General features: G+C 39.6%; 17 protein-coding genes. 3 read left to right on the top strand and 14 right to left on the bottom strand.

The window, feature by feature from the left end; all coding sequences use genetic code 11:
- Positions 1–19: 19 nt before the first annotated feature.
- The 6 genes from ACJ5H0_RS00475 to ACJ5H0_RS00450 form a co-directional block, all read right to left on the bottom strand.
- On the bottom strand, positions 20–814 hold the full coding sequence (locus ACJ5H0_RS00475) for an HAD family hydrolase (RefSeq protein WP_411246708.1): 795 nt from the start codon (positions 812–814) through the stop codon (positions 20–22).
- Between the two features lie 83 nt (positions 815–897).
- On the bottom strand, positions 898–1,947 hold the full coding sequence (locus ACJ5H0_RS00470; protein ID WP_411246707.1) for a UDP-glucose--hexose-1-phosphate uridylyltransferase: 1,050 nt from the start codon (positions 1,945–1,947) through the stop codon (positions 898–900).
- Positions 1,931–3,115 carry a galactokinase gene (galK, locus tag ACJ5H0_RS00465; RefSeq protein WP_411246706.1) on the bottom strand — a complete coding sequence of 395 codons (1,185 nt, stop codon included), beginning with the start codon at positions 3,113–3,115 and terminating at the stop codon, positions 1,931–1,933. The genes ACJ5H0_RS00470 and galK overlap by 17 nt, the downstream gene beginning before the upstream one ends.
- Positions 3,116–3,205: 90 nt before the next feature.
- Complete coding sequence (gene fsa / locus ACJ5H0_RS00460) at positions 3,206–3,859, bottom strand: fructose-6-phosphate aldolase (RefSeq protein ID WP_172278212.1); 654 nt, start codon at positions 3,857–3,859, stop codon at positions 3,206–3,208.
- 92 nt (positions 3,860–3,951) lie between these two features.
- Positions 3,952–4,116 (bottom strand): helix-turn-helix domain-containing protein, encoded by a 165-nt coding sequence (locus ACJ5H0_RS00455; protein ID WP_411248029.1) that lies wholly within the window; start codon positions 4,114–4,116, stop codon positions 3,952–3,954.
- Positions 4,117–4,147: 31 nt separating this feature from the next.
- Positions 4,148–4,825: a cupin domain-containing protein gene (locus ACJ5H0_RS00450; RefSeq protein WP_411246705.1), complete on the bottom strand. Its 678-nt coding sequence runs from the start codon at positions 4,823–4,825 to the stop codon at positions 4,148–4,150.
- A 156-nt stretch (positions 4,826–4,981) separates the two neighbouring features.
- Between ACJ5H0_RS00450 and ACJ5H0_RS00445 the strand changes: the two genes are divergently transcribed.
- Entirely contained in the window at positions 4,982–5,578 is a 597-nt protein-coding gene (locus ACJ5H0_RS00445) for a hypothetical protein (RefSeq protein ID WP_273647720.1), read from the top strand.
- Positions 5,579–5,694: 116 nt separating this feature from the next.
- Here ACJ5H0_RS00445 and ACJ5H0_RS00440 read toward each other — a convergent pair whose 3' ends face one another.
- Genes ACJ5H0_RS00440 through ACJ5H0_RS00415 form a run of 6 tightly spaced genes read right to left on the bottom strand, consistent with a single transcriptional unit; the run spans position 5,695 to position 15,658 of the window.
- The gene (locus ACJ5H0_RS00440; RefSeq protein WP_411246704.1) at positions 5,695–7,728 is read right to left on the bottom strand and encodes an alpha-glucuronidase; all 2,034 of its coding nucleotides are present in this window, start codon (positions 7,726–7,728) and stop codon (positions 5,695–5,697) included.
- A 27-nt stretch (positions 7,729–7,755) separates the two neighbouring features.
- Complete coding sequence (locus ACJ5H0_RS00435; RefSeq protein WP_411246703.1) at positions 7,756–8,730, bottom strand: glycoside hydrolase family 43 protein; 975 nt, start codon at positions 8,728–8,730, stop codon at positions 7,756–7,758.
- 21 nt (positions 8,731–8,751) lie between these two features.
- Entirely contained in the window at positions 8,752–9,861 is a 1,110-nt protein-coding gene (locus ACJ5H0_RS00430) for an endo-1,4-beta-xylanase (RefSeq protein ID WP_411246702.1), read from the bottom strand.
- A gap of 9 nt (positions 9,862–9,870) precedes the next feature.
- Positions 9,871–11,316 carry an MFS transporter gene (locus ACJ5H0_RS00425; protein WP_411246701.1) on the bottom strand — a complete coding sequence of 482 codons (1,446 nt, stop codon included), beginning with the start codon at positions 11,314–11,316 and terminating at the stop codon, positions 9,871–9,873.
- A 28-nt stretch (positions 11,317–11,344) separates the two neighbouring features.
- Positions 11,345–13,249: a sialate O-acetylesterase gene (locus ACJ5H0_RS00420; protein WP_411246700.1), complete on the bottom strand. Its 1,905-nt coding sequence runs from the start codon at positions 13,247–13,249 to the stop codon at positions 11,345–11,347.
- A gap of 21 nt (positions 13,250–13,270) precedes the next feature.
- Positions 13,271–15,658: a beta-L-arabinofuranosidase domain-containing protein gene (locus ACJ5H0_RS00415; protein ID WP_411246699.1), complete on the bottom strand. Its 2,388-nt coding sequence runs from the start codon at positions 15,656–15,658 to the stop codon at positions 13,271–13,273.
- 514 nt (positions 15,659–16,172) lie between these two features.
- Here ACJ5H0_RS00415 and ACJ5H0_RS00410 point away from each other — a divergent pair.
- Entirely contained in the window at positions 16,173–16,859 is a 687-nt protein-coding gene (locus ACJ5H0_RS00410; protein ID WP_172278194.1) for an NUDIX hydrolase, read from the top strand.
- Positions 16,860–17,507: 648 nt separating this feature from the next.
- Positions 17,508–19,226, top strand: coding sequence for an RICIN domain-containing protein (locus ACJ5H0_RS00405; RefSeq protein ID WP_411246698.1), 1,719 nt, complete (start codon positions 17,508–17,510; stop codon positions 19,224–19,226).
- A gap of 79 nt (positions 19,227–19,305) precedes the next feature.
- On the opposite strand, the gene ACJ5H0_RS00400 is transcribed toward ACJ5H0_RS00405, so the two are convergent.
- Both ACJ5H0_RS00400 and ACJ5H0_RS00395 read right to left on the bottom strand, forming a co-directional pair.
- Positions 19,306–21,033, bottom strand: a complete 1,728-nt coding sequence (locus ACJ5H0_RS00400) for a sodium:solute symporter family transporter (RefSeq protein ID WP_411246697.1) — start codon at positions 21,031–21,033, stop codon at positions 19,306–19,308.
- 3 nt (positions 21,034–21,036) lie between these two features.
- The gene (locus tag ACJ5H0_RS00395) at positions 21,037–22,194 is read right to left on the bottom strand and encodes an aldose epimerase family protein (RefSeq protein WP_411246696.1); all 1,158 of its coding nucleotides are present in this window, start codon (positions 22,192–22,194) and stop codon (positions 21,037–21,039) included.
- Positions 22,195–22,214: the final 20 nt, after the last annotated feature.

Below are 22,214 nucleotides of genomic sequence, written 5' to 3'. Positions count from 1 at the left end.
TTACTACCAATGCCTACAATCAGTCCAGATAGCCCTTGATTGTTTTTAAAACTCCAAAGCTGTCATTGGTACACGCTTCAAAATTGGCCACTTGCTTTACGTTCGGGTGTGCATTTTTCATCGCGTAAGAATATTTGGCATTCTTCAGCATTTCTATATCGTTCATATAATCTCCGAATGCCATCGTATTTTCAGGAGAGATTCCCAAAGATTTCTGAAGGATTTTCAAAGCGTTTCCTTTATTGATATCCTTATTCATAATGTCCAGCCAGTATTCTCCCGAAACAACCACTTCCAGACCAAATTCTTCAAATCTTTTCAAAACCGGATACAGATATTCTTCAGAGCCTTCAGGATGATAGACTGCTATTTTAAAGGCTGTATCATCAATTCTTTCAGTAAGATCATCCTTTTTCATATTTTCGGTATAATACTTTGAGAAAAAATCTACAAACTGGTGATCTTCGGTTTCATAATATGCCATTTTTTTAGCTGAGAGTACCGCTTTCGCTCCCGGTATTTCCCGAACCGCTTTGATGATCTCAACAATATATTTATATTCCAATATATCAGCAAAAAGCTCCTGATCTTTATAGATCACATAACCTCCATTTTCAGCGATAAAGCCGATCTCACTCTCTATATCCCCGAAATAATGGGTAATCCCCGGCATCTGCCTGCCACTCGCGGGAACAAATACAATATTTCTTTTTTTCAGTTCTTTATAAATATCCGAAAATTCAGGGCTCATTTCATGGTTGGAATTCAGAAACGTCCCATCCATATCCGTCACAATTAATTTAATTTGTTCCATAATTTTATTGAGAAAAAGAGATGTTATATTCTGTATGTATCAGAATTACCATCTGCATATTCTTTCCAAAGGTATTGATTTTATTATTTTTTCTTGTAATGAATCCGGGGCAGGTTTCTTAATATTGCCGCGCTTTGTTCCGGGGTAATGTCTCGCTGAGGCTCTGCAAGCATTTCATACCCTACCATAAATTTCTTTACTTCCGCACTCCTGAGCAGCGGTGGATAAAAATGCATATGAAAATGCCATTCCGGATGTTGCTTTCCGTCCGTAGGTGATTGATGAATTCCCGCAGAATAAGGAAATGACGTTTCAAAAAGATTGTCATAAATTGTAGTCAGGTCCTTGAGTATGGCTGCAAGTGATTCTTTTTCATCCTCAGAAAATGCTGCAATATTTTCTCTTTGTTGTTTACTGATAATCATTGTTTCATAAGGCCATGATGCCCAAAACGGCACTAATGCTGCAAAATTTTCATTTTCTGTGACCATACGTTCGCCGGCCGTTATTTCCTGCTCAATATAGTCCTCCAGCAATGTTCTTTTATTCTTTTCAAAATAAGATTTCAACTGATCCTGGGTTTTCTGAACCATTGCCGGAACTGATGACTGTGCCCATATCTGGCCGTGCGGATGAGGATTGCTGCATCCCATGATGCTTCCTTTATTCTCAAAAATCTGAATATAATTAATATGGTCCAAAGCGGCTAATTCAATGAACTGCGCCTGCCATGCATCCACCACATTTTTTATTTGTTCCACGGACATTTCCGGTAAGGTAAGGCTGTGGTCTTCAGAAAAGCAAACAACCCTGTTGATTCCACGTTCCGGAAGCAGGGTAAAAAATCCTGAATGTCCTTCTGAGAAATCAACCTCTTCATTAAGCAACGCCCCGAAATCGTTATTAAAAACGTAAGTCCCTTTATAGTCAGGGTTGCGGGCTCCGTTAGCACGAATATTTCCGGAACAGAGATAACAGTCCGGATCATAGGCAGGACGATCATCTGCTGCGGTCTTCTCTCTCTGTCCTTGCCAGGGCCGGTTTGCCCGTTGGGGAGAAACCAGTATCCATTCATTCAGGAGAGGATTGTATCTTCTGTGGGGATGTTTATTACGGTCAAATGATGTATTCATTGGTGTATTCTTTTATCCCGTCTGAAATTTTAACTTGATACACTTTCATCTGAATATTAAAATGTTCAAGATATTTTTCACTGATGGCTTTAATCACTTCTTCAGCTCTGTTTTCCTGAATCAGGTTGATGCTGCAGCCCCCAAAGCCGCCTCCCATGATTCTTGCTCCCAGAACCCCTTCCTTCTGCAATGTGTTTTCAACCAAAAAATCAAGTTCAATACAACTGACCTCAAATTCAGTGGACAGCCCGGCATGGGTTTCTGTGAGAAGTGTTCCCAGATATTCAATATTTCCTTCCGAAATTGCTTTGGCCGCCATTTCTACTCTTTGGATTTCTTTCAACAGATAGAGACATCTTTTGTATGAAATATCACCCATCTCTTCCTTTGTATGATCAAGCATAGACAATGTAAAATCCCGGAATTTTTCAATCTCAGGGAAATTTTTCCATAAGACTTTTTTGCCGTGTTCTACATCTCTACGTCTTTCGTTATAGCCGGATGTCAGATGACTATGCTTTACACAGCTGTCAAAAAGCAGCAGGCTGTATCCTTTAAGGTCGGCATCAAAATATTGATGCTCCAAAGAATTACAGTCGAGCATAATGACCTTATTTTCCTTTCCGAAAACGGAGGCAAACTGATCCATAATTCCGCACTGAACTCCTGCAAAAGTATGTTCTGATTTTTGCCCGATCACCGCGATTTCTTTCTTGGTGAGATGAAGGTTAAAAAGTTCATTGAGGATATAGGCAAAGCCACATTCAAGGGCTGCCGAAGAAGAAAGTCCGGATCCCATTGGAATGGTACTACTGAAGACAATTTCCATTCCGCAAAACTGGTTTTCTGACTTCTGCAACTGGCTGAAAACGCCCAGAATATAGTTCATCCACATTTGCGGTACAGGTTTTACCTCTATTGTGACATCAAATGTATATTCTTCTCCGAGGTCTTTGGCTATGATGGTACAAAAATTAGACTGTGGCAGCTTGCGGACGGCAAAACAAATGTATTTATCTATGGCAGCAGGTAATACAAAACCGTCGCTATAGTCTACATGCTCACCGATAATATTAATTCTCCCGGGAGAAAGGAAGATGTGTTCAGGCTCTGCTTTGAATTCGGTCCTAAACTTTTGTATGGTTGGGTTGATTAACTGTTCCTGCATATCAATCTCATTTGATCAACAGATCTGGGCTCATCTAAAGTATAAAACTACTGAATTTTAACAGAGAAGTTATACTTTATATGCCCAATCTTATTTCATTTTTTGTGAATCTTTAATAAACTGGTCTAATCCTGAATCTGTAAGCGGATGTTTAAGAAGAGAAAGTATAGGAGCCAAAGGACACGTTACCACATCAGCACCAATCTTTGCACAATTGATAATATGCATGCTGTGTCGGACTGAAGCAGCAAGGATCTGTGTCTGAAAAGCATAATTGTCATAAATCTCCCGGATTTCCGATATCAGATGAAGGCCGTCCGTAGAGACATCATCCAGTCTTCCCAGAAATGGAGAAACATAGGTGGCTCCTGCCTTGGCAGCCAGCAATGCCTGTCCGGAAGAGAATACAAGCGTACAGTTGGTCTTTATTCCCTTTTCAGAAAAATAGCGGATGGCTTTAATCCCATCTTGAGTCATGGGTACTTTTACAACAATTCTCGGATGTAGTGCCGCAAGCTCTTCACCTTCCTTAACCATTTCTTCAAAAGTAATTCCTAAAACTTCAGCACTTACATCGCCATCCACAATGTTGCAGATATCAAGATAGTGTTGGTGTATGTTTTGTTTTCCGGAAATCCCCTCTTTCGCCATCAGCGAAGGGTTGGTGGTTACTCCGTCAAGAACTCCAAGGGCATGAGCTTCTTCTATCATCGCCAGATTGGCAGTGTCAATAAAAAATTTCATAAAAAGTGATTGTTATTTTATAAGTGTTAAAATTACACTTATATTTTAATAAATCATCATATGATTACACTTTTTTATTGTTTTGCTAAAAATTATTCCATGAAATAATTAAACTCTTTCCTGTATTGAGAAGGACTTTTTTGGATGTATTCCTTAAACGTTTTATTAAAATAACTGAAATTATTAAATCCGGATTCAAAGCAGACTTCTGTAATGCTTAAGGGCTGTTCAGCAAGAAGCTTGAGGGCATGGGTAATTCTGTATTCGTTAACAAACTGTGTAAAGGTCTTATTTGTGATTTTTTTTAAAATAACGGCAAAAAGACGGTACTTTCATATTGGCAAGATCAGCCATTTCTTCCAGGGTTATGGCTTCTTTAAAATGATCTTTGACGTAATTGAATATAAGATTGATTCTTTCATTATCTTCAATCTGTGTCTGAAGGTAATATTTTCCCGCATTTAAAATCCTGTAATCCTGAGTAACAGCCAATTCATCCAATATTTTTAAAAATCTGCATAATCTGTCCAAAGAGGAAGCTTCATGCATCTCAACAATCTCTTTCCCGATTCTTTTTTTCACATCCTCCCCAAATACAATACCTGCTTTTGATTTTTCAAGCAAAGAAGAAATCCTTTGCATTTCCGGTATGTCCCAGATAGGTTCTCCTAAAAAATCAGGTTTGAACTGAATAACCATTTCATACTCATTATGCGTACTTTCATTGGTGAGTCCGCAATGCGGTAGATTGCTTCCTATCAGTACAAGATCTCCTTCTGAAAAATAAGTGATACTACTTCCAATCTGTCTTTTCCCGGAACCTTTGCATACAAAAATCAACTCAACCTCGGGATGGTAATGCCAGACATGTGATTTTATATTCTCATTAGTAAGAAATTTAAGGCTGGTAAAGCTGCTTCCTATAGTAGGTCTTACCGCCTCAAAAGAAGGATTTACATGTTTCATAGGCCAAATACAAATAATTTCATATGCAAAATTAACAAATAATACAATAATATTATTAAACAAGGTTAATATAACACATAAATATGAAAATTTAATTATAGCCTGAGAATTATTGGTGCCCTAGCTTTGCAGTATTAATCCTAAAAGCCTTAACCCATGAGTACATTATTAAAAGCCGTATTTTTTGCAGGAGCCTTGTTGTTTTCAGCAAATGTTATGAGTAAGGATAGAGATTTTTCCCTTTCCTTTGGAAACGTACAAGCCAAAACGTTAAATTTTGAGCTGTCAAACGCCAGAAGCGTATCTGTTTTTGTTTATAACAGTGCACATGATGAACTATTCTCCGAAAATCTTACGGATGGGAGCCATGTAATGAAAACGTATGATTTTCAAAGCTTTGAACCCGGAACTTATTATCTGGTAGCAGAATCAGAAATGAAGATAGAGAAGTATAAAATACAAATCAGTTCCGATAATGTAATGGAAGTGGAAAAAAAGCCTGTGAGCTCAATCAATAAGCCTGAATATACCATTTCCGGTAATATGGCGAAGCTGCACATGTCGGATGTAAAGGGTCCTGTAAATATTTCAGTATATGATCTATCCAATACGACGTATTATACATCCAACAGAGAATATGCTGACGGCAATGTAGATATTACCTTTAATCTTAACCCACAAACAGCTAACCAATATATCATCCAGGTTGAAGAAAACGGAAATATCTTTAATAAAATAATTTCCCTTAGATAAAACCGGCTACATTTAAAGATCATTCATTCCAATTATTTGGATTTAAAATTTTACATAGCTATTATTATTTGAGGCCGCTCTTCTTTCCGATCCGGAAAAAGAACGGCCGCATTTTTTTAATTGTGATGTCCCATATTCAATTTAATTTTTTTCAGATCTTCCAATTCGTGAACAGGGCGTTCGATGTCATAAGGAATCGGTTTTTTGGAAAAAGTCTGGAAATACAGCAGGCAGGCATCCTTCCACCAGACTGCATCTTTTGACTGAATCTTGAGTTTTGACTGAACATCAGCAAATCTTTGTTCATCTATATAAGGTTCCATCTTATCCCATACTTTCTGATAGTCCCTTACTTTTTTTACTCCGGAATCATACGTATTGCACAGCTCATCCCACAGTGTTTTTCCGTCTTTCATAGTATAATCCCACGGAACATGATGAAACCACAGGATAAGATTTTCCGGACAGGTTGAGATATTCCCATACCATTCATTCAATGGTGGAAAATATTGCGAAACAGCATTACTTCCTGTTTTTGTTCTGTTAAAGCCCAATCCCTGAGCATCAGCCTGATGATAATAGACAGGTGACCAGTCCGGTCTTCCGCCTTTATAATCTCCCCATGGCTCTGGCCCGTAGTGATGTCCGCCTGCAAAAATGTGGTGAAGTCCCAAAGGCATCATATAATCCACAGCGGTTTCTCGGGACGAAAGCATCATTTCTTTTACCGGATTCAGGAATTTCTGATTGTCTGTAAAGGTCATTTTAATCCATTCATCCGCAATCTGCTCTGAACTCAGCTGATGGTTCCATGCCAACCTTCCGAAGGCATACCAATTGGCCTGTGCAAAATGATGCCCTGTCCAGTTGGTATCTTCTCCGATATTGGCAACAGCTGAAATGGCTGTCAATTTTGCGGGTCTTAATGTACCGTCTGTTATTTTAGCAATCGTAGATCCCTGACCGTCCGAGTAAGTATCACTTTCCAGTGTTTCCTTGAATAATGGAGCCAAATAAACCAAATGATTTGAAATGCCCAGATATTCCTGTGTAATCTGAAATTCTACCATTTCGGAAGTTTTTCTTAATGCTCCGAAAAGCGGATTAAACGCTTCGCGGGGCTGGAAATCAACCGGACCGTTTTTGATCTGAATAATCACATTATCCCTGAATTTACCATCCAGAGGAACAAATTCCAGATAAGCCTGTTTGGCTCTGTCGTCTTTGCTCGGACTGTAGACAAATGCTCTCCACATCACGATTCCATGGTAAGGTTTCAGGGCATCAGCCATCATATTGGCTCCGTCTGCATGGGTTCTTCCGTAATCCTGAGGACCCGGCTGCCCTTCGGAATTGGCTTTCACCAAAAATCCACCGAAATCGGGAATTAACTTATAAATTTCAGCAGCTTTATCTTTCCACCACTTTTGTACATCCTTATTCAATGGATCTGAATTTTGCAATCCGCCAAGCACTTTTGGGGAAGAAAAATTCACAGAAAGATACACCTTGATGCCATAAGGCCTGAAAATATCGGCCAGAACCTTTACTTTCTTAAGATAATCTTCCCTGAGCATATTAGGCGATGCATTCACATTATTCAAAACAACGGAATTAATTCCTACAGAAGCATTCGCTCTCGCGTATTCTTCATAGCGCGGAGAAATTTTCCCTGGCAGATCTTCCCATTTCCAAAGCGATCTTCCGGCATATCCCCTCTCAATGCTTCCGTCCAGATTATCCCAATGATTCAGAATCCTTACATCGTATGATGGCTTTTCAATACTGTTTAAGTGAGACAGGTCGGCTTTTGTCTGCTGTAATCGCAAAATATGATAGACTCCATACAACAATCCTATTTCTTTCCCTGCAGAAATAACGATTTTTTCAGGGGTGGAAACAATTTTATAGCCATCTTTCAGATTTTTCTCTTTGTTTTCTGTACGAAGTTCCACCGCCTGCCCCTGCCAGTGGCTGCTCAGCTCTTTTCTGGCAATGTTCAGCGTGGGACTGTTCCCTTTGGAAATAATTTTATCTGCCGATATTCCGTTTTTTGCAGGAAACCGAAGCCATAGCTGACTTCCGTCCTCCGCGAAGGCCAGTAACGGAATGATCAGAAAAAATAGAATGTTGAGTCTCAGATATCGCATTGAAAAATTTTAAATTATTAAAGATGACTATGATTGGTCTTCTAGACCTTCAATCGTCTTGATTTTCCCTTCCTGATCGTATTCCAGTTCAATCACTTTCATACTTCTCAACCATGTTTTACCGCCACTGGGAACAGAATCATGGAAAAACAGATACCACTTCCCTTTGAATTCCACAATACTATGATGAGTAGTCCATCCTACCACCGGAGTAAGAATTTCACCCTGAAAGGTAAACGGCCCGTAAGGATTATCCCCGGTTGCATAGCAAATCAGGTGGGTGTCTCCTGTTGAATAAGAGAAATAATAGGTATCATTATACCGATGCATCCATGATGCTTCAAAAAAGCGGTGTTTATCTCCATGAAGCAGTGGTTTTCCGTTTTCATCAATGATGACAACGTCTTTAGGTGCTTCAGCAAATTCAAGCATATCATCGCTCAGCAAAGCTACCTTAGAATGGATTGCAGGTTCATTATTTTCGGGAATTACAGCAGATTCAAGTGCTTTATTATCTCTGTAGCGCTGTAATTGTCCACCCCAGATTCCTCCGAAATACATATAATATTTTCCCTTATCTTCAAAAATGCACGGATCGATGCTGTAACTGCCCATCATCGGATGCTTTTCAGGAATGAAAGGCCCGTAAGGTTTGTCGCTCACAGCAACCCCGATTCTGAAGATATCATTCTGATCTTTCAAGGGAAAGTACATATAATATTTGCCGTCTTTGAACGCAACATCACAATCCCACAGCTGTCTTCCCGCCCATGGAATATCTTTTACCGAAAGTACTACGCCATGGTCTTTAATTTCTCCACCTTCCACATCATCCATTGAGAAGACATGATAATCATTCATGTCAAAATGGTCTCCGTTATCGTTTTCTTCAATTCCACTTTCGCGGTCATGAGAAGGATAGATATAGATTTTATCTTCAAAAACGTGAACGGAAGGGTCTGCCATATAATCTTCCGGGAATAAATATTTTGATTTTTTCATTAAGTAAAAATTCTATTGATTTTAATTTTTCTCTGCCAGCTTTATTATTTTTTGTACTACAGGCTTTTCCTGGTCTTTCCTGTCAAAAAGTAGCGGGTAATCCGTTCTTCCTTTTACCGGGAAATCGTTTTTCCAGGATTGCTTATCGGTAACACCCCATAAGGTTACTCTTCTTATTTTGTCTTTATGTTTCAAAAACAAACCAAAGAAATCAAGATAGCGTTTTTCCCATTTCGTTTCTACTTCATTGGGAAGACCTTTGGTGTAAGGATTCATTTCTTTCTGATAGGCAACGGTATCCGAAACATTGGCAGAGCTTCCCCACGGAGAAGGCAGCGCACTTATTTCCAGTTCTGTTATATTAACTTTAACACCGGCATTGGAATAATCTACAATTGCTTTTTCATACTCATCCATAGAAGGGTTATCCATTCCGACGTGAGACTGCATTCCCACCCCATCAATGCGGATTCCTTTTGATTTAAGTTTTTCAACCATTTTAATGACTGCTTTTACCTTTTCAGGATACCATTCATTATAATCGTTATAATATAGTTCTGCATTGGGATCGGCCTCCTGTGCATACTGAAATGCCAAAGGAATAAAATCTTCGCCCAGGATTTCGTAAAACTTACTTTTTCTGTAGGTTCCGTCTTCCATAATGGCTTCATTCACCACATCCCATCCTTTTACTTTCCCTTTGTAACGGGAAACTACCGTTGTAATATGATTTTTCATGCGTTGTTTCAATACTTCCGGAGAGACATCCTTCCCATTTTTATCTGTAAAAAACCATTTTGGAAGTTGCGAATGCCAGACTAACGTATGCCCGATGATGAACATCTTGTTTTTTATTCCAAAATCGACAAATTTATCGGCATCGTCAAAGAAGAACTTCCCTTCCTGAGGCTGAAGGAACATAGATTTCATGCAGTTTTCAGCAACAATAGAGCTGAATTGGTTTCTGATGATGGCTACCGCTTTTTTATCTGTACCGTCAATCTGGGGAAGACTCATCGCCGTTCCGATGTAAAATTTATCCTGAAATGCTTTTTTTAAAGTACCGTCAGACTTCTGCGCCGACAGACCGGCAGCGGTAAGAGCCGCCAAACCTAGTAAAATACGTTTCATAGTAATCGTTTATTTTCTTCTTTCAGCCAGATCTTTTTCAATCTGAACTTCCATTTTTTTGTTGATTTTGTAGAATAAAAGCAGTCCGCAGGCAATGAAAAACGGTATGGATGGAAATATGCTCACAAGCATTTTCGCTCCTGCAGCCACTGTTTCAGGCTGAATAGCCTGTTCGCTCCCGTGTACTGAAATGTATCCGTATTTCCCAATGATCAAAGCGACCAATGAGCTTCCGATGCTGAGACCTACTTTTAAGCCAACCATCATTGCGGAAAAGATAATAGCCGTTGCCCTGCGGTTGTTCTTCCATTCCGAATAATCGGCAACATCAGCAATCATGGCCCACAAAAGCGGCGTACTGATTCCGTAAAAGAATCCGTGTAAGATCTGTGACAAAAACATCACTTTTACTGCTTTCGGAGGGTAAAATATAAACATCAGGATGAACAATGTAGAGATAAATAATGAAGCAATAAAAGTATCACGCTTTCCAAATCTGTCTGCCAGCTTTTTAGAGAAAGTAATCCCGACGATCATCATGACAATTCCTCCTGCATTAAATAATCCGAATCCCGCAGACTTTGGATCTTCTCCGAAGAAATTCATCCCTGCAGAATTAAAAAATGCGGTAATGGGTGAGATAAAACTCTTCAGGGCATTTTCATCCACATAGTTATTAAAATAATATACATAAGATCCTCCTTTCATAGCCAATGTGATAAATATAAATGCGGTCACGGTAAGCATAATAATCCACGGTCTGTTCTGGAATAAATCTTTTAAATCTTCTTTCAGACTTGATTTCTGCTCCGGCTTGGGAATGATTCTTTCTTTGGTCGTAAAAAAAGTAATCAGAAGCATTATGGATCCGATCACCGCCAGCCATGTCATAACAGTTTCAATTCCCTGAGCTTTATCTCCGTGTCCTACATATAAAATGATGGGAAGCATAAATACCTGTACAAAGAACTGTGCAAACATCACGGCTACAAAACGGTATGAAGAAATACTGTTCCTTTCTCCCATATCTCCCGTAATAACACCGCTCAACGCAGCATACGGCAAGTTATTGGATGCGTATAATAGCAACAATAATGAATAGGTAACCGCTGCATAGATCATTTTACCCTGATAGGAAAAGTGAGGCGTGCTGAAAGCTAATAGTGCTGCAATACCAAGCGGTACGGCGGTAAATAGAATCCATGGACGAAATTTTCCCCATCGTGAGCTTGTACGATCCGCCAGTGCTCCGATAAGCGGGTTAAAGCCAAATCCGGCAATTAAGCCTACCGTAAGCGTAATGACAGAGGCATCTTCTGCCTTGAGTCCGTAAATATCTGTGTAAAAATAGGTCAGGTAGGTTACCAGGGTCTGAAAAACGAGGTTGGCTGCCAGATCTCCCAGGCTATACCCTACTTTTTCTACTACCGATATTTTTTGCGGTTGATTATCCATTGATTTTAATAAGGTTTTCTATGTTAAATTAATTTTTTTCTGTTGTAAAAGGTGACGCAGGAAGCCCGTTTTTGTTTTTAAGATTGCCATCCGGGTTGTCTGCCCAGTCGTAACGTACATTGACAGGGCTGGTGACCTGGTCATTCCAGACAATGACTTTACTACCTTTAGCTTCTGCTTTGGCCCATTGGTAGCTGCCATCTTTCTGCTGTATGGCAAAACCTTTCAGTTCTCCCTGTACCAGATCATCTGTTCCGGGTTTAAAGGATAAAATAATGGTATTTCCTTCTGTTTTCATGGACTGATAAACGGGTCCGTCTGCAATAATCTTTTTACCTTCCGCAATTTTTAGGGCTTGTAAAGCCAATCTGTCACCTACTGTTTTTTTATTCAGCGGATGAATATCGTTCCATTCTCCTACATCAATAGCTACTGCAAGCCCTGCGTAAGGAACATTGAGGGAAACCTGTCTCTGCTGCTCTCTCAGCTCAGCCCAGCCACTATCCAGAGGTTCATCTTTTTTCTCCATGAAATTAGCCAGCTGCACAATCAGGAAAGGCAAATCATTCTTGTTCCATTTTGAACGCCAAAGTGAAATCATTGTTGATAGCAAATCTCCATATTCTTTAGGTTTTCCTGTATTGCTTTCACCCTGATACCAGATAAATCCTTTGATGTTATAATTGATCAGCGGGTTAATCATGGCATTATAAAGTCCTAACGGTTTCCACCGGATAAAAGTTTGTCCGGGAGCCATTTTTTCCATTTTTGCTCCTATTTTATATTTCCACTCGCTTTTAAGATCTGTTTTTTGTCCGTCAATTTCGAGGTAATACGGTTTATCGGCAATAAACTGTCCCTTACCGCTTCCATTGATTACTCTTAGGGTAATGATATTCTTGCCTTCTTTTAAAACGCCTTTGGGAATGTCATACCAGCGTGGCGGATATTCATAGGTGACATTTCCTACTTTAATTCCATTGATGTAAGTAACATCAGCATCTTTTATCCTTCCCAGATTCAAAAATGCTGTTTTCTGATCCACTCCTTTTGGAAGAATAATTTCTTTGCGGAACCATACCGAACCGTCAAACGAGCCTTCCTGATCCTCCCACGATCCCGGTACCACCATGGTTTTCCATCCGGAATCATCCCCATTGTCTTTCTCCCAGTGCTGGTTCAACCCTATATCACTCTGATCAAGCTCTGCATACCATGCTTTGCTTAGGGATCGTTCCTGAGATTCTGTGGTTTTTATCAGGTCATCATTTTTCCATCTTTCTGCTTCAGCCAGATATTCCGGATATTTTCTCAGTGAGTTTTCATCCATCCAGGCCTGAACCGGAGAGCCTCCGAGACTGGTGTGAATGATTCCTACCGGAACTTTGTTTTTTTCATTCAGTTCTTTGGCAAAGAAATAGGCAACTCCTGAAAAATCAAGAATAGTCTGAGGGTTGGTACTTTCCCACTTCCCGCCGTCAAGATCATTTTGAGGCGCTTTAAAATTATATTTCTGCGGGACAGTAAAGAATCTTATATTCGGATTATTGGCATTTTTAATTTCATTTTCATACAAAGGTGTCAGCCTGCGCATCGGAAGTTCCATATTGGATTGCCCTGAAGCCACCCATACATCTCCAATAAGGATATCCTTAAGGGTGATCTCATTAATTGTCATGCTATATGGACCACCGGCATTAAGCTTTGGAAGCATAAGGGTCCAGTTGCCATTCTGATCAGCCGTGGCATGATAGGTTTTACTGATAAACTTAACCGTAATTTTTTCTCCCGCATCTGCATATCCCCAGATTTTCAGATCCTGGTTCCTCTGAAGGATCATCCCGTCCGAAACCAAAGCAGGGAGCCTTACTTTTGCATGAAAACTGCAAATGGCTGCCAGAAAAAATAATAAGTATAGGGTTCTGTTTTTCATGGGAAAAATCTGTTTTTATTTTTAGTTCAGCTTGTATTGCTTTTCGTATTTTCCTTTCAGCAAACGGACTTCGATGATTTTAGCGGTCATCAATTTTTCATCTGCCAGGAATTTTACCGTTAGATGTTCTTTATTCTTTTCTGAATCCGGTATCGGAACAACCAGATATTGAGGTAAGGCTCCGGACTTTCCGTTCAAATTCTGAGTAATGATGTTTTTACCGTTGATTTCAATATTCAGTACTCGATTGGCATTGGCATCAAAATAAAGCAGGTAAAGGAATGAAGCATTTTTTTCGTTATTTTTCATCTGATAGCTAAACCAGCCTTTGGCATCTCGGAAGTGCCGGTCTTCCATATAACCTGTACCTGAGTCTTTGCTTTCTATAAAATGATCTGATTCCGGCTGCTGTTCTCCTAATTGGATTCTATCAGTTGTGATGACATCCAGTTCTTTGGTTTCCGATTCCTCTTTCGCCTTCTGTTTCAGCATATTTTCTATCCCGTTTTTGTCGGCCTGCGGCCAGTACAGAATATATCTTTCTGCCTGGATACTGTAAAACGGTACAAGCTCTAAACCTTTCCCGAATTTTTCCGACGGATAAAGCCCTGTAACGGCAAAGTTGAGCGGTTTACTGTTCAAAGGTGAAACATGGCTAACCACCTCGGAAGAATTTCCAAGGATAACTGGAATTTCGTTTAAGGGAATCTGCGGACCATGAGCAATATGGCCGCCTCTGCTATCGTCCGCAAGAAGTCCCTGTTGGTTTCCGGCACCGTATTTTGCGGCAAGCACTACAGGTCCGTATTTAAATGCATAATAATTGGAATGGTCAGGAAGTTGTTCTGCAGAAAGATGCATCGGCAAAATCATTTTAACAACATCTCCTTTTTTCCATCTTTTAGTCAGTGTAAAATAGCCATCGGAACCTCGTTGTACTTTCTCCTGTTTTCCGTTGATCAGAATTCTTACTTCCGAGGCTGTGGTCCATTCCGGACATCTTAGTTTTAAACCAAATTCTGATTTTCCTGCGGCATCAAAGATCAGTGTTGTTTCAGGAACTTCCGGGAAGTTATTCACCTGACGAACTATCACTTTTTGCTGTTTCCAGGTCAATGTGGAAGGAATAAACAGGTTCACATATAAATCCTTATCCGACCGGGCATAAATCATTTCCCCGTATTTGGCATGATTTTCCATCCCTGATCCTACACAGCACCAGAAGCTGGTCTGAGGCTGTGAATAAACACGATAGTGTCCGGGACGCATCGGGGTAAAGTACACGAAGCCTCCCTGGTTATAATTTTCCGTGGAAAGGATATGATTGTATAATGCTTTTTCGTAATAATCGATATAATAAGATTCAGGCAGCGTTGCATAAAGCTCTTTCGTCAGCTTGAGCATATTATAGGTATTGCAGGTTTCCGGACCTTCTATACTTTTTATCATGCTGCTGAAATCATTGACAGGGTTAAAATGCTCACTGACACTATTTCCGCCAATAACAGACGATCTTTTCTCGGTAATATTATGCCAGAAAAAATCAGCGGCATTACTCCAGGAAGTATTATTTTCAAGATCAGCAATGCGTTTGTAGCCGATTACTTTTGGAATTTGTGTATTGGCATGAAGACCTGTAAGCTTATCTTCTCCCGCCAGAAGAGGATTAAGGATAGCCTGATGGGAAAAGCGATGAGCCAGTTGCAGATATTTTTTGTCATGGGTAATATCGTAAACATCCGCAAAAACTTCGTTAAGTCCTCCATGCTCACTGCGCAGCATATCCTGTATCTGTTCATCAGAAAGGCCTGACACTTCATTCAGCATCCAATCCGTAAGTCGGATCAACATTGTCTTTGCTTTGTCACTTTTTGCGTGCCAATAGGCATCGCGTAATCCTGCATATAACTTATGAATATTATACAAAGGAACCCAGCGATCATTCAATCCAAAACCTGAGGCGTGTATATTCCCCTGCTTTATTTCTTTCCAGATCTTTTTCCCGTTGGGAACCCCAGAAATGTATCCGTCCGGAGAGGCTTTCTGGCATCGTTCCAGCTCACTGATCATATAATCAATCCTCTGCTTGATTCCGGAATCACCTGTGGAAGCATACATTAATGATAGTGCAGAAATGTAGTGTCCTCCTATATGACCATCTAATCCGGTCTTTTCCCAATTGGGATAATTATCAGCTTTTGGCTTCAGCCCGGCTTCCTTAAGATAGGGAGCCAGCAATCTGTCCGGCTCCATCTCCATAAGGTATTTCCGGTCTGCTGTCATGGCTTTATTGAAAACACTCTCTGATAACCTTACAGTTTCCAAAGGGAAATAATGAATTTTCTCCTTTACCTGCGCTGAGGTAAATGAAGTGAAACACAATAAAATAACTGAAAATTTTGGTCTCATGAATAAATGTTAATTCAACATTTCTAAAATAATGGAAACAATCTATATACGAAACTTTTTTTGAGTCTGTTTTAGTTATTTTTTTATTTAAAACCTTTCACAAAGCCCGGAAAATAAAAGAAAAGCCACTACCTTATCATAAAAAATAAGATAATCAATTCACAGAAAAAGAAAACTTTGCAATCACAGGATTCCCTATGAAAATGAATTAAGAATACGTTTTAATAAAAATTTCAATGATATAGTGAATACCTTATCGTATTTTTAACGTTAAGCTATTTTAATTAATAATAATAAGTGTTAATTCTAATTTTAACACAATTTTAACATTAAATTCATATACATTTAACTGGATTTCATTGCTATTTTTCATTTTTAATCCCAGTTTTAGCTCCCAAAATACCTTTGTAGAATCGTTTTAATAAAAATAATGATTCAGATTTAAAAGTGTAAGAATTACATTTGTATAAGATCGTAAGTATAAAAGTTTTACCTTTGCATCAAAATATAAAAGATGACTGAGGATTACTCCCAATATCCCAAACACCTGGTTGCTGTTGACTGCATTATTTTCGGTTTTGATGGCGAAAATCTTAAAATCCTATTGGTAAAAAGAAATTTTGAACCCCAGATGGGCGAATGGTCCCTCATGGGTGGATTCATTGGCAGTGAAGAGACATCCGATGAAGCGGCCAACAGGGTTCTGTATACATTAACCGGTCTTGAAAATATTTATCTTGAACAGCTGAAATGTTATACGGAAATTAAACGTGAGCCTACAGCCAGAATCATGTCAATCTCCTACTATGCATTGATCAATATTGAAAAAGATATTCAGATCAATGAACAGTACAGTGCAGAATGGGTTGAGCTTCAGAAAGCACCGGATCTTATTTTCGATCATAACGATATGGTAAAGGATGCTGTAGCCAGGCTGCGGAGAAGAGCCTCCACCGGACCTATTGGCTTTGAGCTTCTTCCTGAAAAATTCACCATGAAGGATCTTCAGAATCTTTATGAAGCCATTTTTGACGAAAAATTCGATAAGCGTAATTTCACAAGCAAGATCAATAGCATGGATATCCTTGTCAATACCAATAAAAAGGATATGACCTCATCCAGAAAAGGTTCTTTTCTTTACCGCTTTGACGAAAAAAAATACACCAAGAAAATATCGCGCGGGTTTATGTTTAAAATGTAATTGTTTTTGATATTATGCAAATCATCTATTTAATATCTATACCCTGCACCTTTCCACAAATCTTCTATGACCTTAAGATAAATGAAATCTCGTTTTTTACGGGATTTTTTTTTTGAGCTAACCTGGAAATTTCAGCTGGCAAATAAACATTTGCGCCTTTTTATAGAAGTATCATAAAGAAAATTTATGATAAGGTTTTCTATTTTCCCTTTCAAATAAAACAATTATAACTATTTGCCAATTATTATATTTATGATATGATTTTTTTATGTTAATTTTAACTAAAATATTACCATATATTTAAATAAATATGTATTTTTATACAAAACTAGCAACAACAAATATCATTTATTTGAATTTTCATCATATCATGCTTCATGCGTGAAAAATGGAGAAAAAGAGAATAAGGGTTTTCATATCTGAAACCTGACAGAGATAGTCCTGTCATTTCCTCCCCGTGATTAATGCCGAAAAACCGCAACAGATTATAACACTTTGAGATAAGCAGTTTTTAGTCAATACGCCCTGTCCAGTCAACTATCGCATTAAGATTTAAAAAAAATCGAGTATCTGCCTGATCCTTCTAAGGGTAAAGAGGAAAAAATCGATCACCAAAAACAAAATTAATAACCCTTTAATATATAAATTATGAGAACAAACACAATGTGGCTATTTATGGCCTTTCTGTTAACCATTCTTTCCGGCTGCTCCCGGATGGAAAAAACTTTACAAGAAGAACCTGAAAACAATGTAAGCAACAGCGCCAGCGCCAGGGCATTGGCAGCAACTCCAATGCTGCATGTTGGAGGCAGATACCTTAAAGACCCTTGTGACAATAACGTTATCTTACATGGGGTTGCCATAACCCCAAGCCCCTGGTTCAATGGATGTCAATATGGTGCGAATTCCGGCTACTGTACCTGGGATAATTACAATGTACAGGGTGCTCTGAACTACAACAAAGCTGTTATGAACAAGCTCAGCAGCGCTTCCGATGGCTGGTACCTCAATTACATCCGCCTTCATATTGATCCGTATTGGACCAATGATCCCGGACCGGCTATCCCGGAGAACGATATCTCAAGATTCAATTACAGTCGCCTGGTTACCTACACCGATCAGGTAATTATCCCACTGATCAACCATGCCCGCAGTCTGGGAATGTATGTCATCCTTCGCCCACCAGGTGTATGCCCAAATCGTATTGCAGTCAATGATGCGTACCATAGCTATCTGAAGACCGTATGGACTTTCCTGTCTCAGCATCCCGGATTAAAGAATGCTGACAATGTGATGTTTGAATTAGCTAACGAACCTGTTGAAATCCTGGGAACAAATGGTGCTTGGGGTAGTACGGGAAATGAGCATTTTGCAGCACTCAAAAACTTCTTTCAGCCACTGGTTAACATCATACGTAACAACGGAGCCAACAATGTTTGCTGGATTCCGGGTACAGGCTGGCAATCGCATTATCAAGGCTATGTCAATAATCAGATCACAGGTGGTAATATTGGCTACGCTGTTCATATTTATCCCGGTTACTGGGGTGGTCTCAGCAACTATCAATCCTTTCAGAACGCATGGAATGTAAACGTTAAGCCTATTGCAGACATTGCACCGATCGCCATTACCGAGACCGACTGGGCTCCACAAGGATATGGTACCTTCGGCATTGGTAATACCGGTACGGCAGGCGGAAGCGGATTTGGTGCCAATTTAAAATACATCGTGGATCAATCCGGCAATGTAAGCTGGAATGTTCTTGCCCCGGATAATCTCCTCCACAAAGGCGATCCTAATGCAGGAACAGCTTACAATAACGATTGGGAAGCCTGCGCTGCCCCGGTTAAACAGTGGTTTCAGCAATATGCATCCTCCAACTACCCCGTTGCCAACTGCAACACAAACAGTAGCCTGGTTAATAATGGTATTTATGAGATCGAATTTCAGACTGATGCCAACAAAGTAGTTGATCTGAAATCAGGAGAAGACGCCAATGGTGCAGTATTAAGGCCATGGACAAGGAATGGCGCTGCTGCCCAGCGCTGGGTTGCCATTGACGCAGGTAATGGCTACTGGCGTTTTGTATCCAAAGCCAGCACAACCAATCGTTGTATTGATCTGGCCAGCAATAGTAATACATTGGGAACTTCGATCAGGCTTTGGCAGAACTATAGTAATGACGCACAAGCCTGGCAGGTAGTTGCTGTCTCTAATGGTTATTACAAAATACTATCCAAGGTGGATCCTACACGCGGCTGGGATATTCCCAACTGTACCATGGATGGTAATTCAAACTTACATCTTTGGGATTATTATGGTACATCCTGCCAGCTGTTTAAGTTCAAATTTATTGCAATGAATTAAACATACATAACCAATTCTAAGATCAAAAAAAATAGGATGCTTTTTCAGCATCCTATTTTTTTGTTATGTATAATAATTTCTACCAAAACCTTACATACAAAGCCGTCAGTAAAAGCAGCGTCATTACAATCAATACTAAAGTTCTGTTGTCCACTTTAAACATCGTCACATCAATGGCAAAAGCTTTAGGATTTACTTTCGGACCTGCAAGACTGATCAGGATCATCGCGATTATCGTGATAAAGAATGACCATCCCATATTGATCAGGAAAGGAATCTCGGTAATGGTATGAACTACACCATTCTCCAGCTTTTCATAAGTGAATGCAGTATACAACCATGTTTCTTTCCCGAAAATCTCTACAGCAAAACTGTTGAAGAAGATCGCCAGGACAAAACCTAAGATAACTCCTACCAATGCAGCTGTACCAGTTGTTCTTTTCCAGAACATTCCCAGAAGGAACATGGCAAAAACTCCAGGACTGATAAAGCCAGTATATTTCTGGATAAATGTGAAGCCTCCTTCTCCGCCTATTCCTAAAACATCTGTCCATGTGAAAGCCAATGCAGTCATCATCGCGATAATAATTACCCAGCGGCCTGTTCTCACCATCTGGATTTCGGTAGCATCTGTCTTAAGGTATTTCTTATAGATATCCAATGTAAAAATGGTTGAAATACTGTTCACTTTTCCTGCCAGTGAAGCTACAATCGCTGCGGTCAAAGCGGCAATAGCCAATCCTTTCAATCCTACAGGCAAGAATCCCAATATTGCAGAGTATGCTCCGTCTTTCACTCCGTTGAATCCCGGAAGATGTCCTTTTGAATATAAAACGTAAGCCGCAATCCCCGGAAGCATTACGATCACAGGCATGAATAATTTCAGAAAACCTGCAAACAGAATTCCTGTTCTTGCCGTTTTCAGATCTGCCCCTAAAGCTCTCTGGGTGATGTACTGATTACAACCCCAATAGTTCAGGTTAACAATCCACTGACCTGCAAAATACATCGCCAAGCCTGGTAACACGACATACTTCTGTACATCAAGGTTTTGAGGCATTGCCAACGTAGTTGTGGTGGTTGTTGGTTTTTGAAGAATCAGTTTAAAGTGCTGCGGAGCCTCATTGATCAGGGTATTGAATCCTGCCAGTGCATTTCCTACAGCCGCTCCGTTGATTCTCTGGTCTACAATCTGCAGCGCCATATACACCGTTGCAAAACCACCAATGATAAGAACTGCCACTTGTATAACGTCTGTATATCCTATTACTTTCATTCCTCCAAGACCGATCAATAGTGCCATAAGCAGAAGAGCTATCATAATCCCGTGAAGATGTTCTCCTCCCAGTAAAGTATCGATGGCAAGAGCACCCAGATAAAGGATAGAAGTAAGATTCACGATAACATACAGAAACAGCCAGAATACTGCCATGATCAATGAAACAGATTTATTATACCTTCTCTCCAGAAACTGAGGCATGGTATAGATCTTATTTTTAAGATAGATCGGAATAAACCAGACCGCAATAATGATCAGCGCAAGAGCAGCTATCCATTCGTAAGCAGCAACAGCGATTCCGACAAAGAAACCTTCACCACTCATTCCGATAAACTGTTCAGCAGAAATATTGGAAGCGATTAAGCTGGCTCCAATTGCCCACCAGGTCAAAGATCCTTCCGCAAGGAAATAATCCTTACTTCCTGTGGATTCAGATTTTTTCTTTTTATAGATCCATAATCCGTAGGAAGCTACCACTACAAAATAGATCAGGAATATGACAATATCAATAGTTGCTAATTTTCCCATAGTTTAGTTTTTAACGGAGAATTTATAGATGGTTTTCGAGTGGTATTTCTGCCCAGGCTTCAGTTCTGTAGAAGGGAAAGAAGGCTGGTTTGGTGAATCCGGGAAATGCTGTGTCTCTAAGCAGAATCCTGTTCTGAATTCATTTTTACCTCCTGTTTTGGTATCAAACTTTCCGTCAAGAAAATTTCCGGAATAAAACTGCACACCGGGTTCATCTGTGAAGACTTCCATTAATCTTCCTGTTCCCTGATGATATACTTTGGCGATGCTTCTTAGTCCTTTTCCGTTCAGAATCCAGTTATGGTCATATCCTTTTCCTTTTTTCAACTGATCATCGTCTGCATTGATATCTTTTCCGATGGCTTTTGATACCGTGAAATCAAAAGGAGTTCCTTTTACTGCTTTCTGCTCACCAGTAGGAATTAAGGTTTCGTTCACCGGAAGAAAATGATCTGCATTAATCTGCAGTTCATGATCAGTAATCGTTTTAGTAAAATTCCCGGACAGGTTAAAATAAGAATGCTGAGTAAGATTTACCACTGTAGGTTTATCGGTCTCAGCTTCGTAAGAAATTTCCAAAGCATTATCGTCTGTAAGCGTGTAAAAAACAGTTGTTGTTAATTTCCCCGGATATCCTTCTTCACCATCTGCACTGATATAAGATAATTTCAATGTCGGAAATTTTGCATCTTTTACTGCCTCAATATTCCAGAATCTGGTATGAAATCCCTCCTTTCCTCCGTGAAGGCTGTTGGGACCATCATTTTTATCAATTTCGTATGTTTTACCTTCCAGTGCGAATTTGGCATTGGCAATTCTGTTGCCGTATCTTCCGATCAAAGCCCCGAAATAATAAGGGTTGCCATCGAAATATCCTTCGGGTTTTGTAAAGCCAAGCACTACATCTTCGTATTTCCCATTTCTGTCCGGAGCGGTTAAGGATGTGATAATTCCCCCGAAGTTGCTGACCTCAACTTTCATCCCGTTTTTATTGGTCAACGTATATTTTTTAATAGAATCGCCTTTTGGCGTCACTCCATAGTCTGAAGTAGAAATATTCTCCATTTTTCCTGAAATATCCTGTTTATTATTTTCTTTTTTACAGCCGAAAATAATTAAAAATAATAAAATAAAAATGCCGTTATATGTTGTTTTTTTCATAATTATTTACATATTTTTTA

Origin of the sequence: Chryseobacterium proteolyticum, from assembly GCF_046591535.1 — a bacterium.
In the GTDB taxonomy this organism is placed as follows: Bacteria; Bacteroidota; Bacteroidia; order Flavobacteriales; family Weeksellaceae; genus Chryseobacterium; species Chryseobacterium proteolyticum.
This window is presented reverse-complemented; position numbering and strand designations above follow the sequence as displayed.

Coding starts and splice junctions, on each gene's coding strand:
- ACJ5H0_RS00475 (WP_411246708.1), bottom strand. CDS start 814: ATGGAACAAATTAAATTAATTGTGACGGATATGGATGGGACGTTTCTG.
- ACJ5H0_RS00470 (WP_411246707.1), bottom strand. CDS start 1,947: ATGAATACATCATTTGACCGTAATAAACATCCCCACAGAAGATACAAT.
- galK (WP_411246706.1), bottom strand. CDS start 3,115: ATGCAGGAACAGTTAATCAACCCAACCATACAAAAGTTTAGGACCGAA.
- fsa (WP_172278212.1), bottom strand. CDS start 3,859: ATGAAATTTTTTATTGACACTGCCAATCTGGCGATGATAGAAGAAGCT.
- ACJ5H0_RS00450 (WP_411246705.1), bottom strand. CDS start 4,825: ATGAAACATGTAAATCCTTCTTTTGAGGCGGTAAGACCTACTATAGGA.
- ACJ5H0_RS00445 (WP_273647720.1), top strand. CDS start 4,982: ATGAGTACATTATTAAAAGCCGTATTTTTTGCAGGAGCCTTGTTGTTT.
- ACJ5H0_RS00440 (WP_411246704.1), bottom strand. CDS start 7,728: ATGCGATATCTGAGACTCAACATTCTATTTTTTCTGATCATTCCGTTA.
- ACJ5H0_RS00435 (WP_411246703.1), bottom strand. CDS start 8,730: ATGAAAAAATCAAAATATTTATTCCCGGAAGATTATATGGCAGACCCT.
- ACJ5H0_RS00430 (WP_411246702.1), bottom strand. CDS start 9,861: ATGAAACGTATTTTACTAGGTTTGGCGGCTCTTACCGCTGCCGGTCTG.
- ACJ5H0_RS00425 (WP_411246701.1), bottom strand. CDS start 11,316: ATGGATAATCAACCGCAAAAAATATCGGTAGTAGAAAAAGTAGGGTAT.
- ACJ5H0_RS00420 (WP_411246700.1), bottom strand. CDS start 13,249: ATGAAAAACAGAACCCTATACTTATTATTTTTTCTGGCAGCCATTTGC.
- ACJ5H0_RS00415 (WP_411246699.1), bottom strand. CDS start 15,658: ATGAGACCAAAATTTTCAGTTATTTTATTGTGTTTCACTTCATTTACC.
- ACJ5H0_RS00410 (WP_172278194.1), top strand. CDS start 16,173: ATGACTGAGGATTACTCCCAATATCCCAAACACCTGGTTGCTGTTGAC.
- ACJ5H0_RS00405 (WP_411246698.1), top strand. CDS start 17,508: ATGAGAACAAACACAATGTGGCTATTTATGGCCTTTCTGTTAACCATT.
- ACJ5H0_RS00400 (WP_411246697.1), bottom strand. CDS start 21,033: ATGGGAAAATTAGCAACTATTGATATTGTCATATTCCTGATCTATTTT.
- ACJ5H0_RS00395 (WP_411246696.1), bottom strand. CDS start 22,194: ATGAAAAAAACAACATATAACGGCATTTTTATTTTATTATTTTTAATT.